Source organism: Ruminococcus flavefaciens (assembly GCF_900116855.1).
GTDB lineage: Bacteria > Bacillota > Clostridia > Oscillospirales > Ruminococcaceae > Ruminococcus > Ruminococcus flavefaciens_R.
The window spans coordinates 128,149-151,585 of record NZ_UETD01000002.1; the positions used below are offsets into that span (position 1 = coordinate 128,149).

General features: G+C 44.0%; 23 protein-coding genes. 6 read left to right on the forward strand and 17 right to left on the reverse strand.

Going from position 1 to position 23,437, the window contains the following annotated elements:
• Positions 1–9 precede the first annotated feature (9 nt).
• From DSZ37_RS00680 to DSZ37_RS00690, 3 genes are all read left to right on the forward strand, one after another.
• Positions 10–597 (forward strand): HD domain-containing protein, encoded by a 588-nt coding sequence (locus DSZ37_RS00680; protein ID WP_109725056.1) that lies wholly within the window; start codon positions 10–12, stop codon positions 595–597.
• Positions 598–788: 191 nt separating this feature from the next.
• Positions 789–2,726, forward strand: a complete 1,938-nt coding sequence (locus DSZ37_RS00685) for an LTA synthase family protein (protein WP_109725057.1) — start codon at positions 789–791, stop codon at positions 2,724–2,726.
• Positions 2,727–2,739: 13 nt separating this feature from the next.
• Positions 2,740–3,129: a thioesterase family protein gene (locus DSZ37_RS00690; protein ID WP_109725058.1), complete on the forward strand. Its 390-nt coding sequence runs from the start codon at positions 2,740–2,742 to the stop codon at positions 3,127–3,129.
• A gap of 49 nt (positions 3,130–3,178) precedes the next feature.
• Here DSZ37_RS00690 and DSZ37_RS00695 read toward each other — a convergent pair whose 3' ends face one another.
• Positions 3,179–4,243: an FkbM family methyltransferase gene (locus tag DSZ37_RS00695; RefSeq protein ID WP_109725059.1), complete on the reverse strand. Its 1,065-nt coding sequence runs from the start codon at positions 4,241–4,243 to the stop codon at positions 3,179–3,181.
• A 20-nt stretch (positions 4,244–4,263) separates the two neighbouring features.
• The gene (locus DSZ37_RS00700; protein WP_109725060.1) at positions 4,264–4,686 is read right to left on the reverse strand and encodes a PH domain-containing protein; all 423 of its coding nucleotides are present in this window, start codon (positions 4,684–4,686) and stop codon (positions 4,264–4,266) included.
• Between the two features lie 273 nt (positions 4,687–4,959).
• On the opposite strand from DSZ37_RS00700, the gene rpsO reads away from it, so the two are divergent.
• Complete coding sequence (gene rpsO / locus DSZ37_RS00705; protein ID WP_028520517.1) at positions 4,960–5,226, forward strand: 30S ribosomal protein S15; 267 nt, start codon at positions 4,960–4,962, stop codon at positions 5,224–5,226.
• Positions 5,227–5,397: 171 nt separating this feature from the next.
• The gene (locus DSZ37_RS00710; RefSeq protein ID WP_109725061.1) at positions 5,398–7,512 is read left to right on the forward strand and encodes a polyribonucleotide nucleotidyltransferase; all 2,115 of its coding nucleotides are present in this window, start codon (positions 5,398–5,400) and stop codon (positions 7,510–7,512) included.
• A 610-nt stretch (positions 7,513–8,122) separates the two neighbouring features.
• On the opposite strand, the gene DSZ37_RS00715 is transcribed toward DSZ37_RS00710, so the two are convergent.
• The 15 genes from DSZ37_RS00715 to DSZ37_RS00785 form a co-directional block, all read right to left on the reverse strand.
• Positions 8,123–8,773, reverse strand: coding sequence for a V-type ATP synthase subunit D (locus tag DSZ37_RS00715; protein ID WP_109725062.1), 651 nt, complete (start codon positions 8,771–8,773; stop codon positions 8,123–8,125).
• A 10-nt stretch (positions 8,774–8,783) separates the two neighbouring features.
• Positions 8,784–10,160 carry a V-type ATP synthase subunit B gene (locus DSZ37_RS00720; protein WP_109725063.1) on the reverse strand — a complete coding sequence of 459 codons (1,377 nt, stop codon included), beginning with the start codon at positions 10,158–10,160 and terminating at the stop codon, positions 8,784–8,786.
• Entirely contained in the window at positions 10,160–11,929 is a 1,770-nt protein-coding gene (locus DSZ37_RS00725; RefSeq protein ID WP_109725064.1) for a V-type ATP synthase subunit A, read from the reverse strand. The genes DSZ37_RS00720 and DSZ37_RS00725 overlap by 1 nt, the downstream gene beginning before the upstream one ends.
• A gap of 21 nt (positions 11,930–11,950) precedes the next feature.
• Positions 11,951–12,262, reverse strand: a complete 312-nt coding sequence (locus DSZ37_RS00730) for a V-type ATP synthase subunit F (RefSeq protein ID WP_109725065.1) — start codon at positions 12,260–12,262, stop codon at positions 11,951–11,953.
• Positions 12,255–13,196, reverse strand: coding sequence for a V-type ATPase subunit (locus tag DSZ37_RS00735; protein WP_109725066.1), 942 nt, complete (start codon positions 13,194–13,196; stop codon positions 12,255–12,257). The genes DSZ37_RS00730 and DSZ37_RS00735 overlap by 8 nt, the downstream gene beginning before the upstream one ends.
• A gap of 8 nt (positions 13,197–13,204) precedes the next feature.
• Entirely contained in the window at positions 13,205–13,798 is a 594-nt protein-coding gene (locus DSZ37_RS00740) for a V-type ATP synthase subunit E (RefSeq protein ID WP_109725067.1), read from the reverse strand.
• Between the two features lie 13 nt (positions 13,799–13,811).
• The gene (locus DSZ37_RS00745) at positions 13,812–14,285 is read right to left on the reverse strand and encodes a V-type ATP synthase subunit K (RefSeq protein WP_028520508.1); all 474 of its coding nucleotides are present in this window, start codon (positions 14,283–14,285) and stop codon (positions 13,812–13,814) included.
• The gene (locus DSZ37_RS00750) at positions 14,278–16,251 is read right to left on the reverse strand and encodes a V-type ATP synthase subunit I (protein ID WP_109725068.1); all 1,974 of its coding nucleotides are present in this window, start codon (positions 16,249–16,251) and stop codon (positions 14,278–14,280) included. The genes DSZ37_RS00745 and DSZ37_RS00750 overlap by 8 nt, the downstream gene beginning before the upstream one ends.
• 32 nt (positions 16,252–16,283) lie before the next feature.
• Positions 16,284–16,592 carry a hypothetical protein gene (locus DSZ37_RS00755; RefSeq protein ID WP_109725069.1) on the reverse strand — a complete coding sequence of 103 codons (309 nt, stop codon included), beginning with the start codon at positions 16,590–16,592 and terminating at the stop codon, positions 16,284–16,286.
• Between the two features lie 230 nt (positions 16,593–16,822).
• Positions 16,823–17,281 (reverse strand): NUDIX domain-containing protein, encoded by a 459-nt coding sequence (locus tag DSZ37_RS00760; RefSeq protein WP_109725070.1) that lies wholly within the window; start codon positions 17,279–17,281, stop codon positions 16,823–16,825.
• The gene (gene aspS / locus DSZ37_RS00765) at positions 17,274–19,055 is read right to left on the reverse strand and encodes an aspartate--tRNA ligase (protein WP_109725071.1); all 1,782 of its coding nucleotides are present in this window, start codon (positions 19,053–19,055) and stop codon (positions 17,274–17,276) included. The genes DSZ37_RS00760 and aspS overlap by 8 nt, the downstream gene beginning before the upstream one ends.
• A 1-nt stretch (position 19,056) precedes the next feature.
• Entirely contained in the window at positions 19,057–20,391 is a 1,335-nt protein-coding gene (hisS, locus tag DSZ37_RS00770; RefSeq protein ID WP_109725072.1) for a histidine--tRNA ligase, read from the reverse strand.
• A 67-nt stretch (positions 20,392–20,458) separates the two neighbouring features.
• On the reverse strand, positions 20,459–20,860 hold the full coding sequence (locus tag DSZ37_RS00775) for a methylglyoxal synthase (RefSeq protein ID WP_009984662.1): 402 nt from the start codon (positions 20,858–20,860) through the stop codon (positions 20,459–20,461).
• A gap of 37 nt (positions 20,861–20,897) precedes the next feature.
• On the reverse strand, positions 20,898–21,635 hold the full coding sequence (locus tag DSZ37_RS00780; RefSeq protein ID WP_109725073.1) for an AAA family ATPase: 738 nt from the start codon (positions 21,633–21,635) through the stop codon (positions 20,898–20,900).
• A gap of 193 nt (positions 21,636–21,828) precedes the next feature.
• Positions 21,829–22,335: a shikimate kinase gene (locus DSZ37_RS00785; RefSeq protein ID WP_242978531.1), complete on the reverse strand. Its 507-nt coding sequence runs from the start codon at positions 22,333–22,335 to the stop codon at positions 21,829–21,831.
• A 161-nt stretch (positions 22,336–22,496) separates the two neighbouring features.
• Here DSZ37_RS00785 and DSZ37_RS00790 point away from each other — a divergent pair, with 161 nt between their 5' ends.
• Positions 22,497–23,435: a TIGR01212 family radical SAM protein gene (locus DSZ37_RS00790; RefSeq protein WP_109725074.1), complete on the forward strand. Its 939-nt coding sequence runs from the start codon at positions 22,497–22,499 to the stop codon at positions 23,433–23,435.
• The last annotated feature ends 2 nt before the right edge of the window (positions 23,436–23,437 follow it).

Consider the following 23,437-nt stretch of genomic DNA (forward strand, 5'->3'; position numbering starts at 1 on the left):
GGTGATAAAATGATCAATGACAGATTAAAGAAGCAGTTGGATTTCTTCCTCGAACTGGACAAAATGAAAAATCTTTACCGTCAGACCTATGTTCTGCATGAAAACAGGAAGGAAAACGACGCTGAACATAGCTGGCATATTGCTATAACCGCCTTTCTCCTCAGCGAGTACGCAAACAAGGACATCGATATCAATAAAGTTGTAAAGATGCTTCTGATACATGATGTTGTTGAAATAGACGCAGGTGATACATATTGCTATGATGCAGACGGCAACTCCACAAAGGCAGAGCGCGAAGAAAAGGCAGCGCAGAGGATATTCGGACTTCTTCCGGAAGATCAGAAAGACGAGTACTACTCTTTATGGCGCGAATTCGAGGACAGCAAGACGAATGAGGCAAGATTTGCTGCGGTCATCGACCGTATTCAGCCCCTTTTGCTGAACTACACCAAAGAAGGGATATCTTGGAGAGAGCATGGAATAGCTAAAAAACAAGTACTGGCTCGTAACGCTGATTACTTCAACGAATCAGATGAACTCGCCAAACTCATAAACAAGGTTCTTGATAACGCTGAAAAGAAAGGATGGCTCAAGTAACTTCTGGGCAATATGCACAATTTTGAGGAAGTTATTCAGTACACTGTTACCAATGCGCCGAATTTCGTGAACAAACAATGATAATTCCGTCGAAATCTTGAACTTTCTTCAGTATTATGCTATATTTATAATAAGTATTCAAGTGAAAACTAACTATTTACATAAATAAAAATTGTGAAGGATGATGACAAATGACAAAAAAGTCCAACGTGAGTGAGAAGGAAGCAGCTTTAAAGACCGCTGATCCGCTCATGAAAGACGTCAGCGACCCTATAGAAGCTGCTCTGGAGCCTTCAGCTCCCAAAAAAGTACGTTTTCCAAGATTAAAGAAATTCAATGAGAAACGTGAGCTTAATACAACAAAGTTCAGCAAATTCAATATGTTTCTTATGATCATATTCCCTGTGTTTATCTGCAGTATGGCTGAAATAACGCAATCGAAATATTTCACTTCTTACTTTAAGTTCTGGACCGAAAGACCCACAGTTCTGATATTCGATATACTGCTCACAGCTGTATTCTTTGTTTTCTTCCTTGGAATCTTCAAAAAAGGCTGGATCGCCATGGCTGTCCACAGCTTTATATTCATGGCACTTAGTACGACCGAACTTTTTAAATACGGAACAAACGGCAACCACCTTATTCTGTCCGATATGAAGCTGGTGAGAAGCGTCAAAAGCCTCACCTCTTTCGCATACATCAAGATAACCCCTCAGTTGATACTGTATTACGCCATAGTTGTTGCGTTCGTACTTGTAGCGATGTACTTTAACCCCAAACTAAAGGCAACTCCGATAAAACGTGTTACAGTTTCATGTGCCTGCGTTTTACCTGTTGCAGCGCTTATCGTGCTCCCTGCTTTTTATAAGCCTGTTTATAAGACGTTCAAGCTCGATACCACAAACGCAACAAACGCTTTTATTCTCAACGAGAAGTTTGACAAAAATCATTTCCTTGCATTTCTTATTCAGACTGCTACCGAAAGCTATTCAAACCGACTTGTTGTTCCCGAGGATTACAGTGAGGAATACATAGATCAGCTCATGAATATACCTGTCGATACACACGAGGACTTCAACGGCGGCAAAAAACCGAATGTAATTGTTATAATGAGTGAGTCCTATGCTGATTTCCGAGTTTTTGACCAGCTCGACATAGACAAGGACTGCTATAAATATTTTGACAGAGCTGCTGCAGAGGGAAAAGGTGGTACAGCTATTACTCCAACATACGCAAGCTGGACTGTCAGATCTGAATTTGAGCTCCTTTTTGGTCTTCCCGTAAGAGGACTCAATACGCCTAATATGCCCCAGCGTGAGCTTGCCGATCGTGAGCAGCCTGCACTCGCACAATACTATAAGAGCTGGGGATACGAGACAGTTTATGTTCACCCGTTTATGAGCGGATTCTACAGCAGAGCTAGAATTTACGGACATTTCGGCTTTGAGAAGATGATCTATCACGATGATCAGGCAGGTTCGACTGATTTTACAGTTCCTGTTAAGCACTTCGGAACATATGTGGATGATTCAACTGTTTTTGATCAGATCGTATATGAGATCAAGAACTCAGACAGACCTGTTTATCTCCACACAACAACAATGCAGAATCATCAGCCATACAATCAGGGAGAGGATCCCGATGACGAATTTGGCAATTACCTGACATGGATACATCATTCTAACGAGGGATTGAAGGAATTTCTCGCTCAGCTCAAGGAGATCGATGAGCCGACACTTGTATTTTTCGTAGGCGACCACTTCCCCTCACTGCGCGGTGAAACAAGCGTATACAATCAGTTGGGGCTCAGCGGAGAAAACTGCACACCGCTCTATCAGCAGAAGTACTTCTTCTGGAGCAATTATGATGCGGATTTCTCATATATCCCCGACCATGAAACATCGTTCTTCTATATGCCGTATATAATTCTTAACATTATAGACGCTCCAAGAGACGCATTCATAGAGAAGATGAACGGCTTCATGGAAACTGTTCCGGTTTATTCATCCGAATACAACAGTGATATACCAAGGAACGAAGAGCTTGATATAATCACAATTGATCGTGTGATAATGGAAGAATTTTCACCTTCACCTATTCCGGAAGATGAATTGTCAACACATAACTAAGGAGAATCGTTCAATGAAAGAAATTACAAAAGGACTCACAGGTACTTCCGAGCTTACAGTCTCGGATAAAGACCTTGCAGTAAACGTAGGAAGCGGCAGTCTTGAAGTACTTGCCACTCCTGTTATGGTAATGCTGATGGAAAAAGCTGCCTGCAGCTGTGTTTCGGAGTATCTTGAAGGTGATGAAACGACCGTAGGCACTGAAATGAATGTGAAGCATGTATCGGCAACTCCAAAGAATATGAAGGTATGTGCTGAAGCTGAACTTGTAGAAGTTAACGGACGTGAGCTTACATTTTCTGTCAAGGCTTATGATGAAGCAGGAGACATTGGAGAAGGTATTCACAAAAGGTTCCTTGTTTACGGTGAGAAGTTTACTGCAAAGACATATTCAAAGTTATAAATCGAAACGGCTTTACTACTTGGTAAAGCCGTTTTTACTTATCGTTATATCAAAGAGTCGCGTAAAGATTTGTTTCCCACGCCGGGATGTAAAGCTGATGCCTGATATACAGCTTATATGATGGATTGAGCTTCTTTATTAATAATGGCAGCTCAAATATATCTTCATTTCTGTGATAGAGTGAGACCATCATCTTAGGAGCATAATGTGAAATTGTCAGAGCAGCTCCCCAGATCGCCTCTCTCTCAAAGCCTTCAACGTCCATTTTTATGATCGTAGCAGGCTTTTTGGCGAGAACACTGTCCACAGATAATGCACTGACCATATTCTCTGATGAAGCGCTTATCGCAGACTGGCGACCTGCCTTGGCTGAAAACGGAAGCTCTGTATCGACACACCATGCCGCAGCATTATACGCATAGACATGAGGCATTCCGTCAACAAATTTCGCCAGCTTCTTAAAGTTCTTCTTATCAGGCTCGAGGGCGTATATAGAAACATATTTCCCGTGAGTGAATTCAAGAACTTCTTTAATAGTATCGCCGTTATAAGCTCCGAGGTCAACGTAAACCTCGTTGAGATTAGGCTTTATGATCTTCTTATATATCTCAGCCTTTGATGTTGTAACAGCTGAGAGGTATTCTATCTTGCCGCTGATTTTGAAGTTGATGATATTTGCATATACCTTGCGTGAATAATCATCAGCAAGGCTGTCATAGACCTGCTGTATCTTATCGGCGTGCTCTACACAGTACTCATATGTAAAGATACCACTGCCGATAACAGGTACATCAGGAACATACAGCGTATGCTTTGATGCAATAGCATGTACCTTATCGACAATTTCCTGATAGCCTGCAGCAAAAGCAAGTACAACAACGAAATCGTCAACTGCTTCTTCTATCTCTGAAAGCTTATGGACTCTGTAACCCTCAAAAGAATGTCCGCGTACAAAATCATCGCTTGCGAAAATACCTGCTACGGTTATTTTTTTGTTACGGAAAACAGACATGATCTTTAGTGCGCCGTCACCCATACCATATATGAATATAGGACGCTTCTCAGCCTTCAGTCTGTCCCAGCTGGATTGTTTTTCTGTTATAAACGAGAGCATTCTCCCAATCACCTCTGAAATCAAAAATCTCCGTCTTGGTCATGCATATCGTCGAAATCGTCGTAATGATCCTGACCTGAATGGAAGCCCATCATATCTCTTCCTCTTATGCCGTATTTGTCTCTCATAACGGTAAGATATTTATCAATAAGCTCGGAGACCTTTCTGACATTTTTAATACAGTGGACCTCTTTTGAAGGAGTATCAGCGTCACGGCTGTAGATTATTATAGTACCACAGTTAAAAAGGCGCTGAAAGAACGGATATTTTACTTTTTTATCTGTGATCTTGTAAAGATCTATCTCATCCTCATCGATACTGAGAAAGCCCGTTCTGGTGATGAATTTTGATTCGGTAAGATAATAGCGTGTGAAAGTAAGAGGCAGACCGAAAAGTGAACGTTTTTTATCTGTCCATACATAGTCGAAAGCATTTTTTTTCATAACCTGATCCTCCAATCTGTTAATAAGCAGACCTCTGTATTTCTATTTTACCACATAACGCCCCAATAGTCAACTATATTCTTTAAGAAAACTGTTAAAACCGCAGATCAAATAACTTATTAAAATCCAGTTTTTTCGTAAAAATCGAAAAAAAGACTTTACAAAAATGTTTTTATATGGTATAATATTATCACCGTGTACTTGGTTCGGGGCATGTCCTCGACTTTCACCCCCCACTGAGTTAGCGGAATATTTTATTAAGAGGTGCTTCAAATGTTATTGAAGGATGAAAAGACAGCCGTTATTGAGGCTAACAGAACACACGAAAATGACACAGGATCTCCTGAGGTTCAGATCGCTATCCTCACAAGAAGGATCAACGACCTTACAAACCACCTCAAGACCCACAAGAATGACCACCACTCAAGAAGAGGTCTTCTCAAGATGGTTGGTCACAGACGTAACCTTCTCGGCTATCTCAAGAAGAAGGATATCAACAGATACCGCGCTATCGTAGAGAAGCTCGGTCTCCGTAAGTAATCATGAGTATAAAGGCAGCGGGGTTATTTATACCCTTCTGCCTTTACGTCTATCAGAGTGCAGGGATTAGAAGTCAGAGGTAAGGGTCGGAAACTGCTGTTTGCAGGCTTTTACCTCTAACTTCTAAAGGCTCTCCTCTGATAAAAAATAATCAAATTGGAGGCAGATTATATGTTTGAAAACTACAGAACTTTTGAAACGACATATGCGGGCAGACCGCTTATCGTCGAGACAGGCAAGACCTGCGGACTTTCCAATGGTTCATGCTGGGTAAGATACGGCGAAACAGTTGTAATGGCTAACGTTACTGCAAGCGCTAAGCCCAGAGAGGGCATCGATTTCTTCCCTCTTTCAGTTGACTACGAAGAGAGACTCTATTCAGTAGGCAGGATCCCCGGTTCATTCACAAAGCGTGAGGGCAAGCCCTCCGAAAAGGCAATTCTTACATCACGCTGCGTTGACAGACCTATCCGTCCTCTGTTCCCAAAGGATATGAGAAATGACGTTTCGGTAGTTATGACAGTTCTCGCAGTAGAGCCTGATAACTCTCCCGAGATCGCAGGTATGATCGCTACTTCAATAGCTATCTCCATTTCCGATATTCCGTGGAATGGTCCTATTGCAGGTATCAATGTTGGTCTTGTTGACGGTGAGATCGTTCTCAATCCTACTCTCGAGCAGAGAGCTAAGACCGACCTTACTCTTACAGTTGCAGGTACTGCCGAGAAGATCGTAATGATAGAAGCAGGTGCAAACGAAGTTCCCGAGGATACAATGCTTGAGGCTATTCTCAAGGGTCACGAGGAAATCAAGAAGATGGTCGCTTTCATCAGCGATATCCGTGCTCAGATCGGTAAACCCAAGTTCACATTCGAGTCAATGGAAGTTGACCACGATATGTTTGATGCTATCGAAGCATTTGCAGCTGACCGCGTAAAGGTAGCTCTTGATACAAACGACAAGAATGTTCGCGACGAGAGACTTGCTCCCATTGTTGACGATATCCACGCAAACTTCGATGAAAAGTATCCCGAGCAGATACCCATGATAGATGAGTGTATATACAAGCTTCAGAAGAAGATCGTTCGTACTTGGCTCTATGAGGGTAAGCGTGTTGACGGACGTGGTATCGACGAGATCCGTCCTCTGGCTGCCGAGGTTGGCGTACTCCCACGTGTACATGGTTCAGGTCTCTTTACAAGAGGTCAGACACAGGTTCTTACTGTCGCTACACTCGGACCTGTCAGCGATTCACAGAAGATCGATGGTCTCGATGAGGAAGATTCAAAGAGATATATGCATCAGTACAACTTCCCGAGCTACTCCGTAGGTGAGACAAAGCCCAGCAGAGGCCCCGGACGTCGTGAGATCGGTCACGGTGCACTTGCAGAAAGAGCTCTTGCTCCTGTTATTCCTCCTGTTGAGGAATTCCCCTATGCACTCAGACTGGTTTCAGAGGTACTTTCTTCAAACGGTTCAACTTCACAGGGTTCTATCTGTGGTTCAACACTCGCTCTTATGGACGCAGGTGTTCCGATCAAGGCTCCAGTTGCAGGTATCTCATGCGGACTTATCACTCTTCCCGACAGCGATGACTTTATGACAATGGTTGATATTCAGGGTCTTGAGGATTTCTTCGGTGATATGGACTTCAAGGTTGGCGGTACTCACAAGGGTATCACAGCTATTCAGGTGGATATCAAGATAGACGGACTCACTCCTGCTATTATAAAGGAAGCATTCGAAAAGACAAGAAAGGCTCGTCTTTACATTCTTGATGAGATCATGCTCAAGGCTATTCCCGAGAGCAGACCTACTGTTAACAAGTATGCTCCCAAGATGCTCCAGACAAAGGTTCCTGTTGACAAGATCCGCGAAGTCATTGGTCAGGGCGGTAAGGTTATCCAGAAGATATCCGCAGACTGTGATGTCAAGATCGATATCAGCGATGACGGAAATGTATTTATCAGCGGTGTTGATGCTGATAACGCAAATAAGGCACTCCAGATAATCCACACTATCGCAAATGATCCTGAGGTAGGTGCTATCTACAAGGGAAAGGTAGTAAGAATAATGGACTTTGGTGCATTCGTTGAGATTGCTCCCGGCAAGGACGGTCTGGTACACATTTCCAAGCTGGACAAGCAGAGAGTAGAGAAGGTGGAAGATGTTGTTTCTATCGGAGACGAGATCGTTGTTAAGGTAACAGAGATCGACCGTCAGGGCAGAATAAACCTCTCCCGTAAAGACGCTCTCGCTGAGATCGAAGCAAAGAAGAAGAACTAAACAAATTACAAATACCGTGTACTTATATGTACACGGTATTATTATAATAATATGGGAAATAAATACAATTACGGAAACATTATTTGTGATGTCTTGATGGACCCGCTTCATAAATACGCTTTCAGCCGAGGTGAAATTATAGCAATTATCTGCTGCTTAAATTTCTTATGGTTAGCTATTGCTGTCATTGTTGTTGCGGCTTATTATCATTCTATACAAATGCGCTTATTTATGGGCGGAGTCATTTACCTTCCTTCAACTGTTTACAATTATTTTGCTATCAGAAAGCTGCACACTATAACTACTGTAATTAAAAACGGCGATAGATTTCCCGCGGAAATACTTAGCTATCAAAGAACGAGCTCATCGAGAAAAGGTATTACTCATTACAAATATTCGCTTGAAGTCTCATATGGTAAGCGAAAAAGAGTTGTTTCTGAGGGATATACTGACGATCCGTGCTACAGTCTTGCAAGTACAAAGTGCATTGTCTACATCTATCGCGGGAAATGCTTTGTCTCAGATTTCAAAGTACGAACCTCAGGTGATCCTTTTACAGATATTCCTGAAAGATAAAAAACACAGGTACAAAAGTACCTGTGTTTTCTTTTTAGTGATAATTATGGCTCTGTTTGAGAACCATGTCCTTTACTTTCATCAGTGAAGTTGTTGTGCTTCTTTCATTTTCCGAAAGCTTCATGGTTATAAATTTTATGGTCTCCTCATAATCGGGTATCATTATATGCTCCAGTGCATTTACTCGTCTGCGGGTCTTTTCGATCTCGTCTGCCATAAGCTGGCAGGCTTTTTCTATTTCAGCAAGTCTTATCATCTTTGGAAAAACCGCACTGAGCGCACTTACCGCACCGTCAAGATCGATAGAGGTAAACGCCATACCGTATGAAAAGATGTCATTAGTGTCATCTGTCCTGAATTTTGTCTTGAATTCGGGGATATACACGCTCATAACATTCTTCTCGCTGACCTCCAGCTCGACTTCCTGCTTAGGCAGCATTAATGCTGTTTCGAGGACTTCCTTCTGCATTACAGAGCCTGCAACAGCCATATATCTGTTTGCCTCATTTATAGCCTGCTCGACTTCAGTTCGCAGTTGACGGTTTTCTTTTATGAGTATCATGAACTGTCTCATAAGCTCATCTCGCTTATCTTTGAGCAGCTTGTGACCTCTCCTCGCTGAAACAAGCTTCTTCTTCAGCTTACTGAGTTCCATTCTGGTGGGATTAACATTCAATCTTGCCAATCAGCTCACCTCATTTCTGAGTATCGTAGTACTTGACCAGATACTCCTCTCTGATTCTGCGAAGCTCGCTTCTTGGAAGCAGCTTCAGAAGCTCCCAGCCTATTGAAAGCGTATCTTCAATGCTTCTGTTGTTCTCGAAGCCCTGAGAAACATATCTTTTCTCAAACTCATCAGCAAATTTTGCATAGAGCAGATCAGTAGGTGTAAGTGCTGCTTCACCAAGAACGACCATAAGCTCCTTGGCATCCTTTCCTCTGGCATATGCCGAGAAAAGCTGATTCATAGTATCGGAGTGGTCAGCTCTTGTCTTGCCTTCGCCTATGCCTTTATCCTTCAGACGTGAAAGAGAAGGAAGAACATCTACGGGAGGATTGATACCTTTTCTGTAAAGCTCACGGGAGAGTATTATCTGTCCCTCTGTGATATAACCCGTAAGATCGGGGATCGGGTGAGTCTTATCGTCTTCGGGCATAGTGAGGATCGGTATCATTGTAATACTTCCCTCTTTGCCGTTCTGACGACCAGCACGCTCATAAATAGTTGCAAGATCGGTATACATATAACCGGGATAGCCTCTTCGTCCGGGTACTTCCTTACGGGCTGCAGATACCTCACGGAGAGCATCTGCATAGTTTGTGATATCCGTAAGAATTACAAGAACGTGCATTCCCTTTTCAAATGCAAGATATTCAGCCGCTGTAAGCGCCATTTTAGGAGTTGCCAGACGCTCGATAGCCGAGTCATTTGCAAGATTGATGAATAAAACTGTTCTGTCAAGGGCTCCGGTGCTTCTGAAACTCTGCACAAAGTACTCGGACTCCTCAAATGTAATACCCATAGCTGCAAATACAACAGCAAACTGTTCATCTTTGCCGCGCACCTTAGCCTGTCGTGCTATCTGAGCTGCAAGCTGAGCATGAGGAAGTCCGCTTGCTGAGAATATAGGCAGCTTCTGTCCTCTTACAAGGGTGTTCAGTCCGTCAATAGCTGAAACACCGGTCTGGATAAACTCCTGAGGATACTGTCTTGCAACAGGATTCATAGGAAGTCCGTTTACATCCAGTCTCATTTCGGGAATTATCTCAGGACCATCGTCTATAGGTCTGCCAAGTCCGTCAAAAACTCGTCCCAGCATATCCTCTGAAACACCAAGCTCCATCTGATGACCCGAAAATACGACGCTGCTGTCCTGAAGATTGATACCTGCTGCATTCTCAAAAAGCTGTACAAGGGCATTTGTGCCGTCTATCTCAAGAACTCGGCAGCGGCGCTTCTCACCGTTTTTAAGTCTTATTTCTGCAAGCTCACCATAGGTTACGTTCTCAACATCCTTTACAAGAAGCAGAGGACCAGCCGCTTCCTCGATCGTTCTGTATTCTCTTGGCATCAGTCTTCCTCCTTGTCAAGCAGGTCGTTGAGCTCAGAGGATATCTCCACTGAAAGCTTATCAAACTCTGCGTCTGTTTTATCTTCTTCTATATACTTGAAACGGCCTATCTTTTCTCTTACTGCAAGATTAGCTACTTCTTCAATATCTGCACCCTTTGCAACTGCATCAGAAGCCTCATCATTAAAGTTGAGTATCAGCTTCATCATGTAGAGCTGCTTTTTAAGACTTGTGTAGGTATCTACCTCGTGGAACGCGAGCTGGTGCAGGAAGTCCTCACGGATGGAACGTGCTGTTTCCATTTTCAGTCTGTCTCTTGGCGAAAGAGCGTCCATACCTACGAGCTTTACTATCTCTTTAAGCTCCGCTTCATCGTGAAGTATCTCCATAAATCTTGCTCTGGACTTCATCCAGTCCTTGGATACGTTATTATCGTACCAGCTTGCAAGTGAGTCAGCATAGAGTGAATAGCTGGTGAGCCAGTTAATAGCAGGAAAATGTCTCTGATATGCCAGATTAGCATCAAGTCCCCAGAAAACCTTTACGATACGGAGAGTTGCCTGAGAAACCGGCTCGGATATATCACCGCCGGGAGGCGATACAGCTCCGATTACCGAAAGTGCTCCTTCCCTGCCCTCGGTACCGTTTGAAATAACCCTGCCTGCGCGCTCATAGAACTGTGCGAGACGGCTTCCGAGGTATGCAGGATAACCTTCATCACCGGGCATTTCCTCGAGACGACCGGACATCTCACGAAGGGCCTCTGCCCATCGTGATGTGGAGTCAGCCATAAGGGCAACTGAATAGCCCATATCACGGTAATACTCTGCTATTGTGATACCGGTATAAACTGAAGCTTCACGGGCTGCAACAGGCATATCTGATGTATTTGCAATAAGCACTGTTCTCTCCATAAGGGATTTACCTGTGTGTGGGTCGATAAGCTCGGGGAATTCGTTAAGAACGTCTGTCATCTCGTTTCCACGCTCTCCGCAACCGATATAAACGATGATATCAGCTTCTGCCCACTTTGCAAGCTGATGCTGAGTTACCGTCTTGCCGCTTCCGAAAGGACCCGGGATAGCTGCAACTCCACCCTTTGCTATTGGGAAAAGGCAGTCAATAACTCGCTGACCTGTTACCAAAGGCATATCGGGTGAAAGCTTTTTCTTGTATGGCCTTCCGCGTCTTACAGGCCACTTCTGGATAAGAGAAAGCTCTTTGTCGCCCTTGGATGTTTCGATAGTGCAGACAATATCATCGGCATGGAATTCGCCCTCAGATATCTTTTTTACTGTACCTTCGATACCGTTTGGTACCATTATCTTATGAAGAACAATGTCTGTTTCGGGAACTGTTCCGATTATATCTCCGCCCGTGACCTTATCTCCTGCCTTGACTGTAGGAGTAAACTTCCAGAGCGGCTCTCTTTTCAGTGAGGGAACTTCAACACCTCTCTGGAGGTTGTTTCCGCAGACCTTTCTTATATCGTCAAGAGGACGCTGTATTCCGTCAAAGATGCTTCCGATAAGACCGGGACCAAGCTCAACACTCATGGGCTCGCCTGTGGATTCAACGCCCTCACCTGTTCCGAGACCTGAGGTCTCCTCGTAAACCTGTATTGAAGCACGGTCACCGTGCATCTCTATTATTTCGCCGATAAGGCGCTTTTCACTTACCCTTACAACGTCAAACATATTGGCGTCGCGCATACCTTCGGCAACGACCAGCGGTCCTGAAATTTTTACTACTGTACCTTTGCTGTTCATTTATGCAAATCCGCCTCTTTCCTAATTCAGTATATCTGAGCCGACAGCTTTCTCTACCGCCTCATGAAGTGCTCTCATTCCGTCACCTGTATTCCCCTCTATGGCAGGGATAAGAACAATTGACGGAAGCTTGCTGCTTCTGTATTTAGCTATTGTGTCGCTCACAAGTGCAGCAGCAGGCTCTGTGATATAGATCACAGCAAAATCATTTGCTGCAAGCCTCGAAATGAGCTTGGTTATTTTATCAGGTTCAGTCTCACGGAATACGGAAAGCCCGAGCGCAGCAAAGCCTGATACGCTGGCACTGTCGCCTATTACTGCTGCTTTATACATATAGCTTTCTCATCCTTTCCGTGATAGTCTCCTTATCTGCACCGAATTCCTTGCATACTGACAAAATCCTGAGGTTTTTTATCTCTGCTTCCTTTGCAATGAAGTATGCAGCAAGAGGCTCAGACCCGAAAGCAAGCATTCTCGCTGACTCAGCAAGCTCCATCAGAACATCATCACACCACTTTTCAAACTTTGCAGCAGATTCTTTCAGAAATGCTGCTCCGTCACTGTAAGCTGTTGTCTCAAGGTGTGAGAAAAGCTGCTCTGTACCGGCAAGCGAAGCTTTTATAAGAGCGTCTTTTTCGAGCTCCGGACTGCCGCACACAGCGTTCTCCATGAACTGCGCCGATTTTCCCAGCAGACAGCATCTGTATGCAGTTTTAATATCCGCACAGGCAGTTATAAGCTGTGCATATTTCTGCATAAACTCGCTGCCGGAGTGAGCAGCGCTTTTCTGCATTGCCTCAAGTGATGCTCTGTCAATGAGAGAGTCTGAGAGCTGTCCGTCAAGAGTCCTCGTCACCAGCTCATACGCTTCAGAAGCAGTCTTTCTCATGTATTCGGGAAGCCCGCTTGCATCCTTTGTGTTTATAGCGTCTGTGAGTTCTTTAAGTCCCACATTTGACGGTGATATATAATAATGCTCCGGGGCTCTGTTGGAGATTATTGCCTTCAGAACTGCTTTAAGATTGTGGAAATCATTTCTGTAGAGAAGAATTTCCAGTTCTTTGCAATCAGGAGCATATTCCATGAGCATTGCCCAGACATCATTAAGATCATCAGGCTTAGATGTACCGCTCTTTGATGCGGAAATCGAGCTTATCTCTGCCTTTGAGCGAGCGTTTATCATCTGCTCAATGTCGCTTTTGCTCAGAAGTGTGTTTTCCATAGCCCTGACAGCACCGACTGCATTTGCGTATTTTGTTCCGTTCATGCTATCACCTACCCGAACAGAATCCTTGCCGCTGTATCTCTGATGTCTTCCTTTTCAGCTTCCATCATTGCACGAAAGCTGCAATTCTCAGAGATAAGTCCATAGCTGAGAATAAATCCGTCCTCAATATCCGCAGGCTGCTTTGAAAGCTGAATGCTACCGCCGATTTTTTCTGTCAGTTCACACAGTTTCTTCTCAAAATCTGCCGGAACACGGTTCAGATCAGCTTCACAAAGCCCAAGCACACCGCTGCCTTTTTGTAAGTGGCGGCTGATCAGCCTGATAAGAAGATCAAAGTACTCCTTTTCGGGAAGATTTTTGAGCTTTGAGATGGTTTTTTCGATAGTATCGTCTATAATCTCAACCTTGCAGGCGAGTATCTTACGCTTCATGGAAGCGTCCACTGAAGCACATGAGTTTTCAAAGTCCTTCTCAGCCTGAGCTTTTGCATTTTTTAGATACTCCTCATAAGCTTTCTTGGCTTTTTCATTTCCCTCTGCTTTTATTACATCCGCCCTGCTTTCGGCAGCTTTGAGTATGCTGCTTTCAGTTTCTTTCTGCTGTTGTTCTATGAGAGTTAAGATCTCGTCAAGTCCTGACATAATCCTACCTCCGTTATACAGCAATATTCAGTATCATGAGGACTGATATGAGAAGTGCAAGAATAGCGTATGTCTCGACCATTGCTGCCATGATGATAGCTTTACCGTTGTGGTCGGGCTTCTTAGCTGTAATGCTTACGCCTGCGGCAGCTGTTCTGCCCTGCATGATTCCCGAGATAAGTCCGACAACTGCAATAGGAAGTGAAGCAGCGAGGAAACCAAGTCCCTGCTGAAGTGTAAGAGCCTCTGCACCGCTGCCAAGAACTCCTGTGCGAAGAAGAATGAACATAGCTGCGATAAGTCCGTAAAGTCCCTGTGTACCGGGAAGGAGTTCAAGAAGAAGCACCTTGCTGAATTTTGAGGGGTCAACAGATACAACGCCTGCTGCTGCCTCACCAACAAGGCTTACGCCCTTTGCAGAACCGATACCTGCTAAAAGTGCTGCAAGTGCAGCTCCTATTATTGCTAATACTAATCCGTTAGTCATTTGAATTTTCCTCCTTGAATTTTATATACTTTGTATTTACAGTAAGCGGAGCGAACTCGCGGCCGCCTCCTGTGTAGAATTTGCTGAACAGCTCGACAAACTGCAGTCTGTCAGTATGAACATATGCACCGAGGAGATTGATGGCAAGGTTAGCGATATGTCCCACTACAAAGACTATGATAAGCAGTATGAGCTTGACGATCTTGTTCTCAGGCATTGTACCAATAAGGTTGATAACACTTGCGATACTTCCCGTTGCAAGTCCGAGAGCAAGGAGTCGCGAATATGAAAGTATGTCACCGAGATATCCCGTAGCTGTATTGTACAGCGCATACAGACCGCCGAAGAACTTTCCGAAAACTGACTTGGATGTTCTTCCTGCTGTAAGCACAAGCATGATAACGCCTGCGATAAGCATATATGTGCCTGTTTTTGTAAGCGCCGAAGGTACAGAGATAAACATTCCTGCACCGATAGGCGCCACGCCGAGAACTATAAGATATATAGGCAGTGCATCAAAAACAGCGTCCAGTTTCTTTCCGGTATCCCATGTCATCTTGAATGCCACGGCAACACCGAGGAAAAGATGCAGTATACCAAGTCCGAATGAAACAAGAAGCAGTTTCACGGGATCGGTCAATGGTTCAAACCAAAGAGCTATGCTTCCGATCTCTTTGCCAAAGAATTCACGGGAAACGACCTGAACAATATCTCCGAACCAGCTTCCGAAAAGTGCTCCCCAGAAAACAGTAGAAATACCGCAGTTTCGGAACATCGTCAGTGTTTTTTTCATGCTTGATTCAAGCTTGAACTTTTTCAGAGCAATTGTTGTTCCAATGACCATGAGAAGTCCGTATCCTGCGTCTGACAGCATCATTCCGAAGAACAGATAGTAGAAGAATGACATTACAGGTGTCGGGTCAACATCTCCTTTTGCCGGAAGAGCGTACATCTTGGTTATGCCCTCGACAGGAGCTGAGAACCTGCTGTTTTCAAGCAGAACAGGAACGTCTTCATCCTCGTCAGGATCAGTAAATGTTATTGAAGCCGTATATCTGGCTTCAATCTCTTTTTTGAGCGATTCTGTGTATTTCTCCGGGATATATCCCGTAAGCACAAACGTGGAACCGGTGAAACCAAGTCCGCTCAGCGCGTCATACTTCTCCTTACGCATTTGCAGATAATCGATAACAAACTGAAGCTGTTTTCGGTTCTCGGAAAGTTTTTCAATGTTGTCTGCAGCTTCCTCGGAGCGTTCTTCAAGCTTTTTGATCTCCTGCTTGTACTGTTCATGCAATTCCGAAGGAGTCCTGCTGTCGCTCTCAGATATGGAAACGAATGTGAGCTTGCGAAGAATGCTCTCCGCTTCATCATATACGTCCTTACTGCATAGTATAAACAGATTAGTCTGTTCTTTTGAGCCGCTAATAACTTCAACACTGCACCTTTCGGGCAGCTGCCCTTCAAGCTCCTCAGCAGAGGTCTGGTACGGAAGAGTGCCGATAAATGCAGAAGTGGTTGATGTTCCTTTGAAATTCAGCGGAATATCAAGCGGCAGCCAACGATCAAGCATATCACATTTGATCTCAAGCTGTGTCACAGCAGCAGCTGACTCGTTAATCACTTTCTGATTTCGGATTATATCATTAGCCGCTCCCATGACTTTTTCCATCTGCATTGCCTCTCTGCCAAAGTCATGCTTTTCGACCTCGGTCTTGCCACTGAACATATCCGCCAGTCCGACCTTTTCCGGAGCGACCGAATCGATTATCTCCAGAGCCTGAGCAGCGGTACTGCGAAACTTTTCAAATTCGCCGACAACAGCGGTAACATTAGTGTTTTCAAGCTCTTCATCGGTGTTTTTTGATATCTCAACAACTCCCCTGCGCTGCAGAAGCTCGATTATTTTTTTACTATCGGTAAGCATAGCTATAAGCTCTATTTTTTTCATTTTGAGCTTCGCCATATTTTACATCACACTCCTTTCAGGAACGAATATCAGAAAAATCTGCGAATGATCTCATCAACAGCTTTGTCTGTATTTGAACCTGCAAGTTTTTTTATCTCGCTGATCTTGTTTTGACACTCAGCTTCGGCGTTATGTTTGTAACTCTCAAGCTTTGAGCTGTACGTCTGTCTCAGCTTTGACACTTCAGAAGCAGCCTCACTGATTTTTTTTTGGATAGCAAGAGAAGAACTTCCCGAAGCAGAACTTATAATATCCTCGCGCCTGCGTCTTGCTTCGGCATTTTTCTTTTCTGAAAGTGCCTCGGCTTCAAGTATCTTTTTTACGGCTTCTGAAGCCATATTATTACCTCCTTAAAAATGACCAACAGTCATTCAATACACTAAGTATATCACTTTGAAAACCAATAGTCAATAGATAATCTGTTAATAAACTCTAACATTAAACAGAAAGGGAGCCAACCCTACAGACAGCTCCCTTTTTAGATTATTCATCTTATATTTAATATTATACCTGATATTGAATAAAAAGTCAATAATAATCGTATAATTTTTTGTTGTTTTCTTTGTTTTTATACGCCGAATATCTCAAATGTCTCATCTTTAAGAGAAATTGAATTATAACTTCCGCGTTCAAGAGTATTATCCTTTTGATCAATGTATGCGTTCAGAATTGCTCGGCTCATATTTGTTATGTCACTGCGCTTAACAGCTTCTTCAGGCGTCAGCAGCAGGACCTCGCTGTTTTCATAGCCATCAGACCGTGGTTCACCTGAGATATACCTCAATCTGAAAACGATGATCCACTGCTCCTTCCTGAACTGTACAGCAAAAACAGACTCTGCTTCTGCGATAACACCGGTTTCTTCAAGCAACTCGCGTCGAACAGACTCAGATGGAAGCTCACCTTCCTTGACATATCCCCCCGGAATAAGTATTCTTTCCTTTGCAGCGCCATAGGTATGACGAACAAAAAGAATTTTCCCGTCGATATCAAGTATTCCGCATACTGCGTAGAAACGATTACTCATTATCCTCTTTTTTAACTACGCTGATACCAAGGACATCAAGACTCTCGTCGTCAACGGTTGAAGGACACTCTGACATAAGCTCGCTTGCATTCTGGACCTTGGGGAATGCAGTAACATCACGGAGACTGTCTGCCTTACACATGATCATAGCTATACGATCAAGTCCGATACCCATACCACCATGAGGCGGAGCACCGTATCTGTAAGCATCGACAAGGAAGCCGAACTTCGCCTGTATCTCCTCATCGGTCATGCCAAGTGCTTCAAACATCTTCTGCTGAAGCTCGAAATCTGTAATACGCATTGAACCGCTGGAGAGTTCTGTACCGTTGAGAACAAGATCCCAAGCCTTTGCACGAACGTTTGCAGGATCAGTATCAAGATAACCGAGACACTCCTCCATAGGCATTGTAAAGGGATGATGTGCTGCCACCCATTTATCATTATCGTCATCATACTCAAAGAAAGGCATTTCTGTTATCCAGAGGAAATTGTACTGATCCTCGGGAATGATATCAAGCTTCTTTGCACATATAAGTCTTATTGCGCCAAGAGTTGCAAGAACAGTCTTTGTCCTGTCGGCACATATGAGGACGAGATCTCCCTCATGAGCATCAACTGCTGCACATATCTTTTCAAGTACACCGTCTGCAAGGAACTTCTTGAATGAACAGTTAGGCTCATCAGCCCAGCGTATATAAGCAAGACCCTTTGCACCGATACCCTTAGCGTGCTCAACAAGCTTGTCTATCTCCTTGCGGGTATAAGTCGCTGCACCGTTCTTTACGTTTATCGCACGGACAGAGCCGCCATCTTCGATTGCATTCTTGAATACAACGAAATCAATGTCCTTTACTGTTTCAGTGATATCCTGTATCTCAAAGCCAAATCGAGTATCAGGCTTGTCGGAACCGTAACGGTTCATTGCATCAGCAAATGTAAGTCGAGGAAGCGGCGTTGGAATGTCAACACCAAGAACTTCCTTGAAAAGGCGCTTGATATAGCCTTCAACGCACTCCTGGATATCCTCTGCGTCAACAAAAGACATCTCAAGATCGACCTGAGTAAATTCAGGCTGGCGATCAGCTCTCAGGTCTTCATCTCTAAAGCAGCGCGCGAGCTGGATATAACGGTCAAATCCGGAGATCATAAGAAGCTGCTTGTAGATCTGAGGAGACTGAGGCAGAGCGTAGAATTTGCCCTGATGAACTCTCGAAGGGATAAGATAGTCTCTTGCGCCCTCCGGAGTGGACTTCATCATCATAGGAGTCTCTATTTCAAGGAATCCGTTCTCATAAAAATAATCACGGGTCACCTTGGCGATCTGATGGCGTCTGATGATGTTTTTCTGAAGAGGAGCACGCCTGAGGTCAAGATAACGGTACTTCAGACGAAGCTCGTCATTAACTTTTGTCTCGTCAGTTATCTCGAAAGGAGTTGTCTGAGCCTTCGCAAGTATCCTGAGGTCATTTACAAAGATCTCAACATGACCGGTCTTGAGTTTATCATTCTTGCTCTCACGCTCGCGGACTTCTCCCTTTGCCATGAGAACATACTCGCTTCTGCACGAAGCAGCCTTTTCAAAAAGCTCCTTGTCAGTTTCGTCGTTGAAAAGAAGCTGTACAACGCCTGTTCTGTCGCGAAGAACTATAAAGATAACTCCGCCCTTGTTTCTGATTCTATCAACAAATCCGCCGACTACTACTTCCTGTCCTATCTCTGTGACCTCACCGCAGTAATGTGTACGCTTCAGACCTTTCATACTGTCTGCCATTTTACTTATCCTCCCCTGTGAATGCAAACATAGACTGATTTTCCTCGTCTATAACATCAAGTACTTTGTTGAAATACTCGTTTTCAAAGTTTGCTGTAAATTTATCGTTGAGGAGCATTTCCTTCTCCTCGCCGCTCTCCATTTCTTTGAGGCGGGCTTTTCCGTCATTGAGCTCATTATCGCCGATGACCATTGTATAAACTGCGCCTATCTTGTTGGCGTACTTCATCTGAGCCTTGATACCTCTGCCCATAAGGTCGTATTCGGCGAAATATCCGTATTCGCGGAGTGAACGTGTAAGCTCCATCGCCTTTTCAAGAGCTGCGTCGCCCATTGTTGCGAAGTAAATATCGCACTTCTTAGGAGCAAGGTAATCACATCCCTGCTTTTCCATAACAATGAGAAGTCGCTCTATACCCATACCGAAGCCGAGAGCAGGAGTAGGCTGTCCGCCGAGCTGCTCAATGAGTCCGTCGTAGCGTCCGCCGCCGCAGACTGTGCCCTGTGCACCTATCTCGGTCGTAATGAACTCGAAAACAGTCTTGGTGTAGTAATCAAGTCCACGTACGATCTTCGGGTCAACAACATAGGATATCTCTGCGTTATCGAGGTATTTTTTCAGTTTTGTAAAGTGGTCGCTGCACTCCTCACAAAGATAATCGAGAATAACCGGAGCGTCTTTGGCTATTTCGCGGTCCTCAGGGCTCTTGCAGTCGAGAAGTCTCATCGGGTTCTTGACAAGACGCTCCTTGCAGGTGTCACAGAGCTCGTCCTTATGGGGTTCAAAATAAGCTCTCAGTGCCTCATGGTACTTGGCGCGGCAAGCCGGACAGCCGATAGAGTTGATGTGAAGCTCTATCTTCTTGAGTCCCAGCCTGTCGAGAATATTCTTGGCAAGACTTATTACCTCAGCGTCGGCAGCCGGCGAAGAGCTTCCGGCCATTTCAAGTCCGAACTGGTGAAATTCACGGAGTCTGCCTGCCTGTGGTCTTTCATGACGGAAGCATGAGATGATGTAAAATATCCTCTGGGGCATAGCTTCATTGAGAAGTCCGTTCTGGAGCATTGCACGGATAGCACATGCTGTTCCCTCGGGACGAAGCGTGAATTCAGTCTCCTTCGCCTTTACCGTGTACATCTCCTTCTGTACAACGTCGGTCGTTTCGCCGACAGAACGAAGGAATAAGTCTGTATTCTCAAAGGTCGGGAAGCGAAGTTCACCGAAGCCGAAGCTCTCAGCAGTTTCGCGTGCTATCTTCTCGATGGTATACCACTTGTGGATATCCTTAGGAAGAACGTCTTCGGTTCCATTTGGACGTTTGATATTAATAGCCATATATTTCAAGCCTTTCCTTGTATGTTTTAACATGAAAATTGTCCCTTGATGAAGGGACAATTAAATATCAGATGCTCGGATTACCTACCTCACGCCAATCAAGGTCTCCTCTTTCAAGGGCGAGTATCAGCGCTTCAGCGGTAGCGATATTTGTTGCAACAGGAACGTTGTGAACGTCGCAGAGTCTAAGGAGATTCATACCGTGTACATCTGCTGCCTTAGGATTGATCGGATCCCTGAAGAAAAGGAGAACATCGACTTCATTACATGAAAGAAGTGCGAGAATCTGTTCTGCTCCGCCCTGTCCGCTGAGATACCTCTTTATCGGAAGTCCTGTAGCTTCGCTTACCTGCTTACCTGTGGTGTTGGTAGCAATGAGTGTATGCTTAGATAAAATTCCGCAGTAAGCGCTGCAGAACTGGACCATAAGCTCTTTTTTAGCGTCGTGCGCAATAATTGCGATCTTCATATATATGTCCTTTCCCCGCAAAGCGGAATATTTTCATTTATACAGTCTTAACTGTAAGCGGAACGAATTCTCCGCCAAGTCGTTTAGAGATAGCGTCAAATGCTCTGAGTGCTTCGCTGTCAGTAGGGATAGGATTACCCTTTCCGGTAGCAACAGTCATCTTGAAATCATCAGGGATAACACCGATAAGCTGAACGCCGACCTTATCGATTATTTCGTCAAGGTTGGAAATGAGCTCGCTTCCGATTATCTTTTTGCTTATTTTATTGATGATCAGGCGCTGGCTCTTGTTTCCTCTGTTATAAAACTCATCCGACATGAGACTTGCATCTCTGATGCAGACGGGATCGGGTGTAGAGATAACGAGAATAAGATTCGCCTGCTCAACAATGTCGAAAACATGGGAATTAATTCCTGCGCCTGTATCAATAATGATATATTCAAAGTATTTCTTTACTGAACGGCAGATCTCAACTATCTGTTCAGCATTAACTGCGGTCAGAGTCTTGGGAGCACAAAGGATATTCAGATTTGAAGCCATAGGGATCTGGGCAACTGCTTCAAGAGCGGTCTTTTTTCCGCTGAGAACGTCTCCGAGGTCATACTTGATATTATCCTCAACTCCGAAAATGATATCGAGACATCTGAGACCGAAGTCCAGTTCAATAATGAGAGTCCTGTGACCCTGTTTTGCGAGAGTATAACCAAGACCTGCACATACGGTAGATTTTCCAGTACCGCCTTTTCCTGAGGTAATAGCAATAATTTTAGACATTTCGTTTCCTTTCCGATATCCGCAAGCCAAAGCAGTTTTGCTGCATAAACGGCACCGGACTCTGATAATTATTAATAATAATAATCCTACTGTACATTATAACACATAATTACCTAAATGTCAAAGAACTTTTTGAAACAAAAGATAAAATTGTGCAAATATGCTCTTTTTGGAGCTTACAATTGTGGAATACTCACAAAGAATTCTGCAACTCAGCCATAATTTTATTTACGGTCTTTTCAATGTTACAGCCGTTTTCGTCAATGACGATATCGGCATACTTTTCATATAGCGGAACTCTTTCTTTGTACAATGCATTCAGAGACTGTCCTTTGCGGATGACAACTCCCCTGTTTTTAATGTTTCCGAGACGATATCTCAGCTTGTTATAGTCAAGTTTAAGATAAACTACAACACTTTCATCGGAAAGATTAGCCATAGCCTCTTTGCCGTAAACAACGCTTCCGCCCGTGGCAATAACTGAATTATCGGCAGAAAACGAGCTCAGTATCCTGTTTTCGGTCTCTATAAAGCCATCGATCCCTTTTTCGGCAATGATGTCCTTCAGAAGCTTTTTCTCTTTTTTCTGTATGACAAGATCGGTATCAACAAAGCTGTATCCCAACAGCTTGGCAAGGATCACCCCTACTGTGCTTTTTCCGACTCCCGGCATACCGATAAGTATAATATTTTTATGCACTTTATACTCTCCAGATATGATTGATACATTATTATTTTAACTCACATTGTGCAAAATGTCAATAGATAATCAAGCCATATATTGCGATATTATTTTTTTATATACTATTTATTGACAAAAAAGCGGTTATATGATAACATATTTTCACAAGGAGTGGTCATATGAGCAGAAGTCCTTTCGTTTTTTCTTGTGATAACAAGCGCTATCACACTCTGAATTACTACAGCAGAACAAGATTTGGACACAAAATATATAAGGCTGTTATCGACTGTGGTCTGACCTGTCCGAATATTGACGGCAGCAAAGGGACCGGCGGCTGTATATTCTGCGATGGGGGCAGTGGTTATTTTACCCATCCGTATGCGGACATATCGGGTCAGCTCATACTTGAAAGAGAAAGAATATGTAAAAAGTACGGAGATAGTGCTAAATTTGTCGCGTATTTTCAGGCAAATACAAATACATACGCTCCCATTGATACGCTGAGGCAGTACTACAAAGCCGCTCTTACATTTCCAAATGTGTGCGGTATCTCCATAGGCACGCGCGGAGACTGCCTTTCAGATGAAACCATCGATCTTCTGAGCGAGATCAACTCCGAAACAGCCTTGACTGTTGAGCTTGGTATGCAGACTTGTCACGATCCAACAATCAAGCTCATAAACAGATGCTGTACCCATGATGAGTTTCTGGAAGGCTTCTATAAGCTGAAAAGCGCAGGTATACGGACTTGTCTTCACATTATAAACGGTCTCCCTTATGAAACTGAAGAAATGATGATACAAACCGCCTATGAGCTTGCAAGACTTGTTCCTGAAGCCGTAAAAATACAGATGCTCCATGTCATAAAAGGCACAGAGCTGGAAAAATGGTATTCTGAAGGAAGATTTCGACTTCTTGATCGTGACAAATACATCGATATCGTTGTAAATCAGCTTGAACTGCTTCCGCCGCAGACTGTCATAGAACGTATCACAGGTGACGGTGATAAACAAAAGCTGATCGCTCCCGACTGGACAAGGGACAAAATAGCCGTTCTCGGAGGAATCGACAAACGACTTGCCGAGCTTGATACATGGCAGGGAAAGCTATATAAATAGAA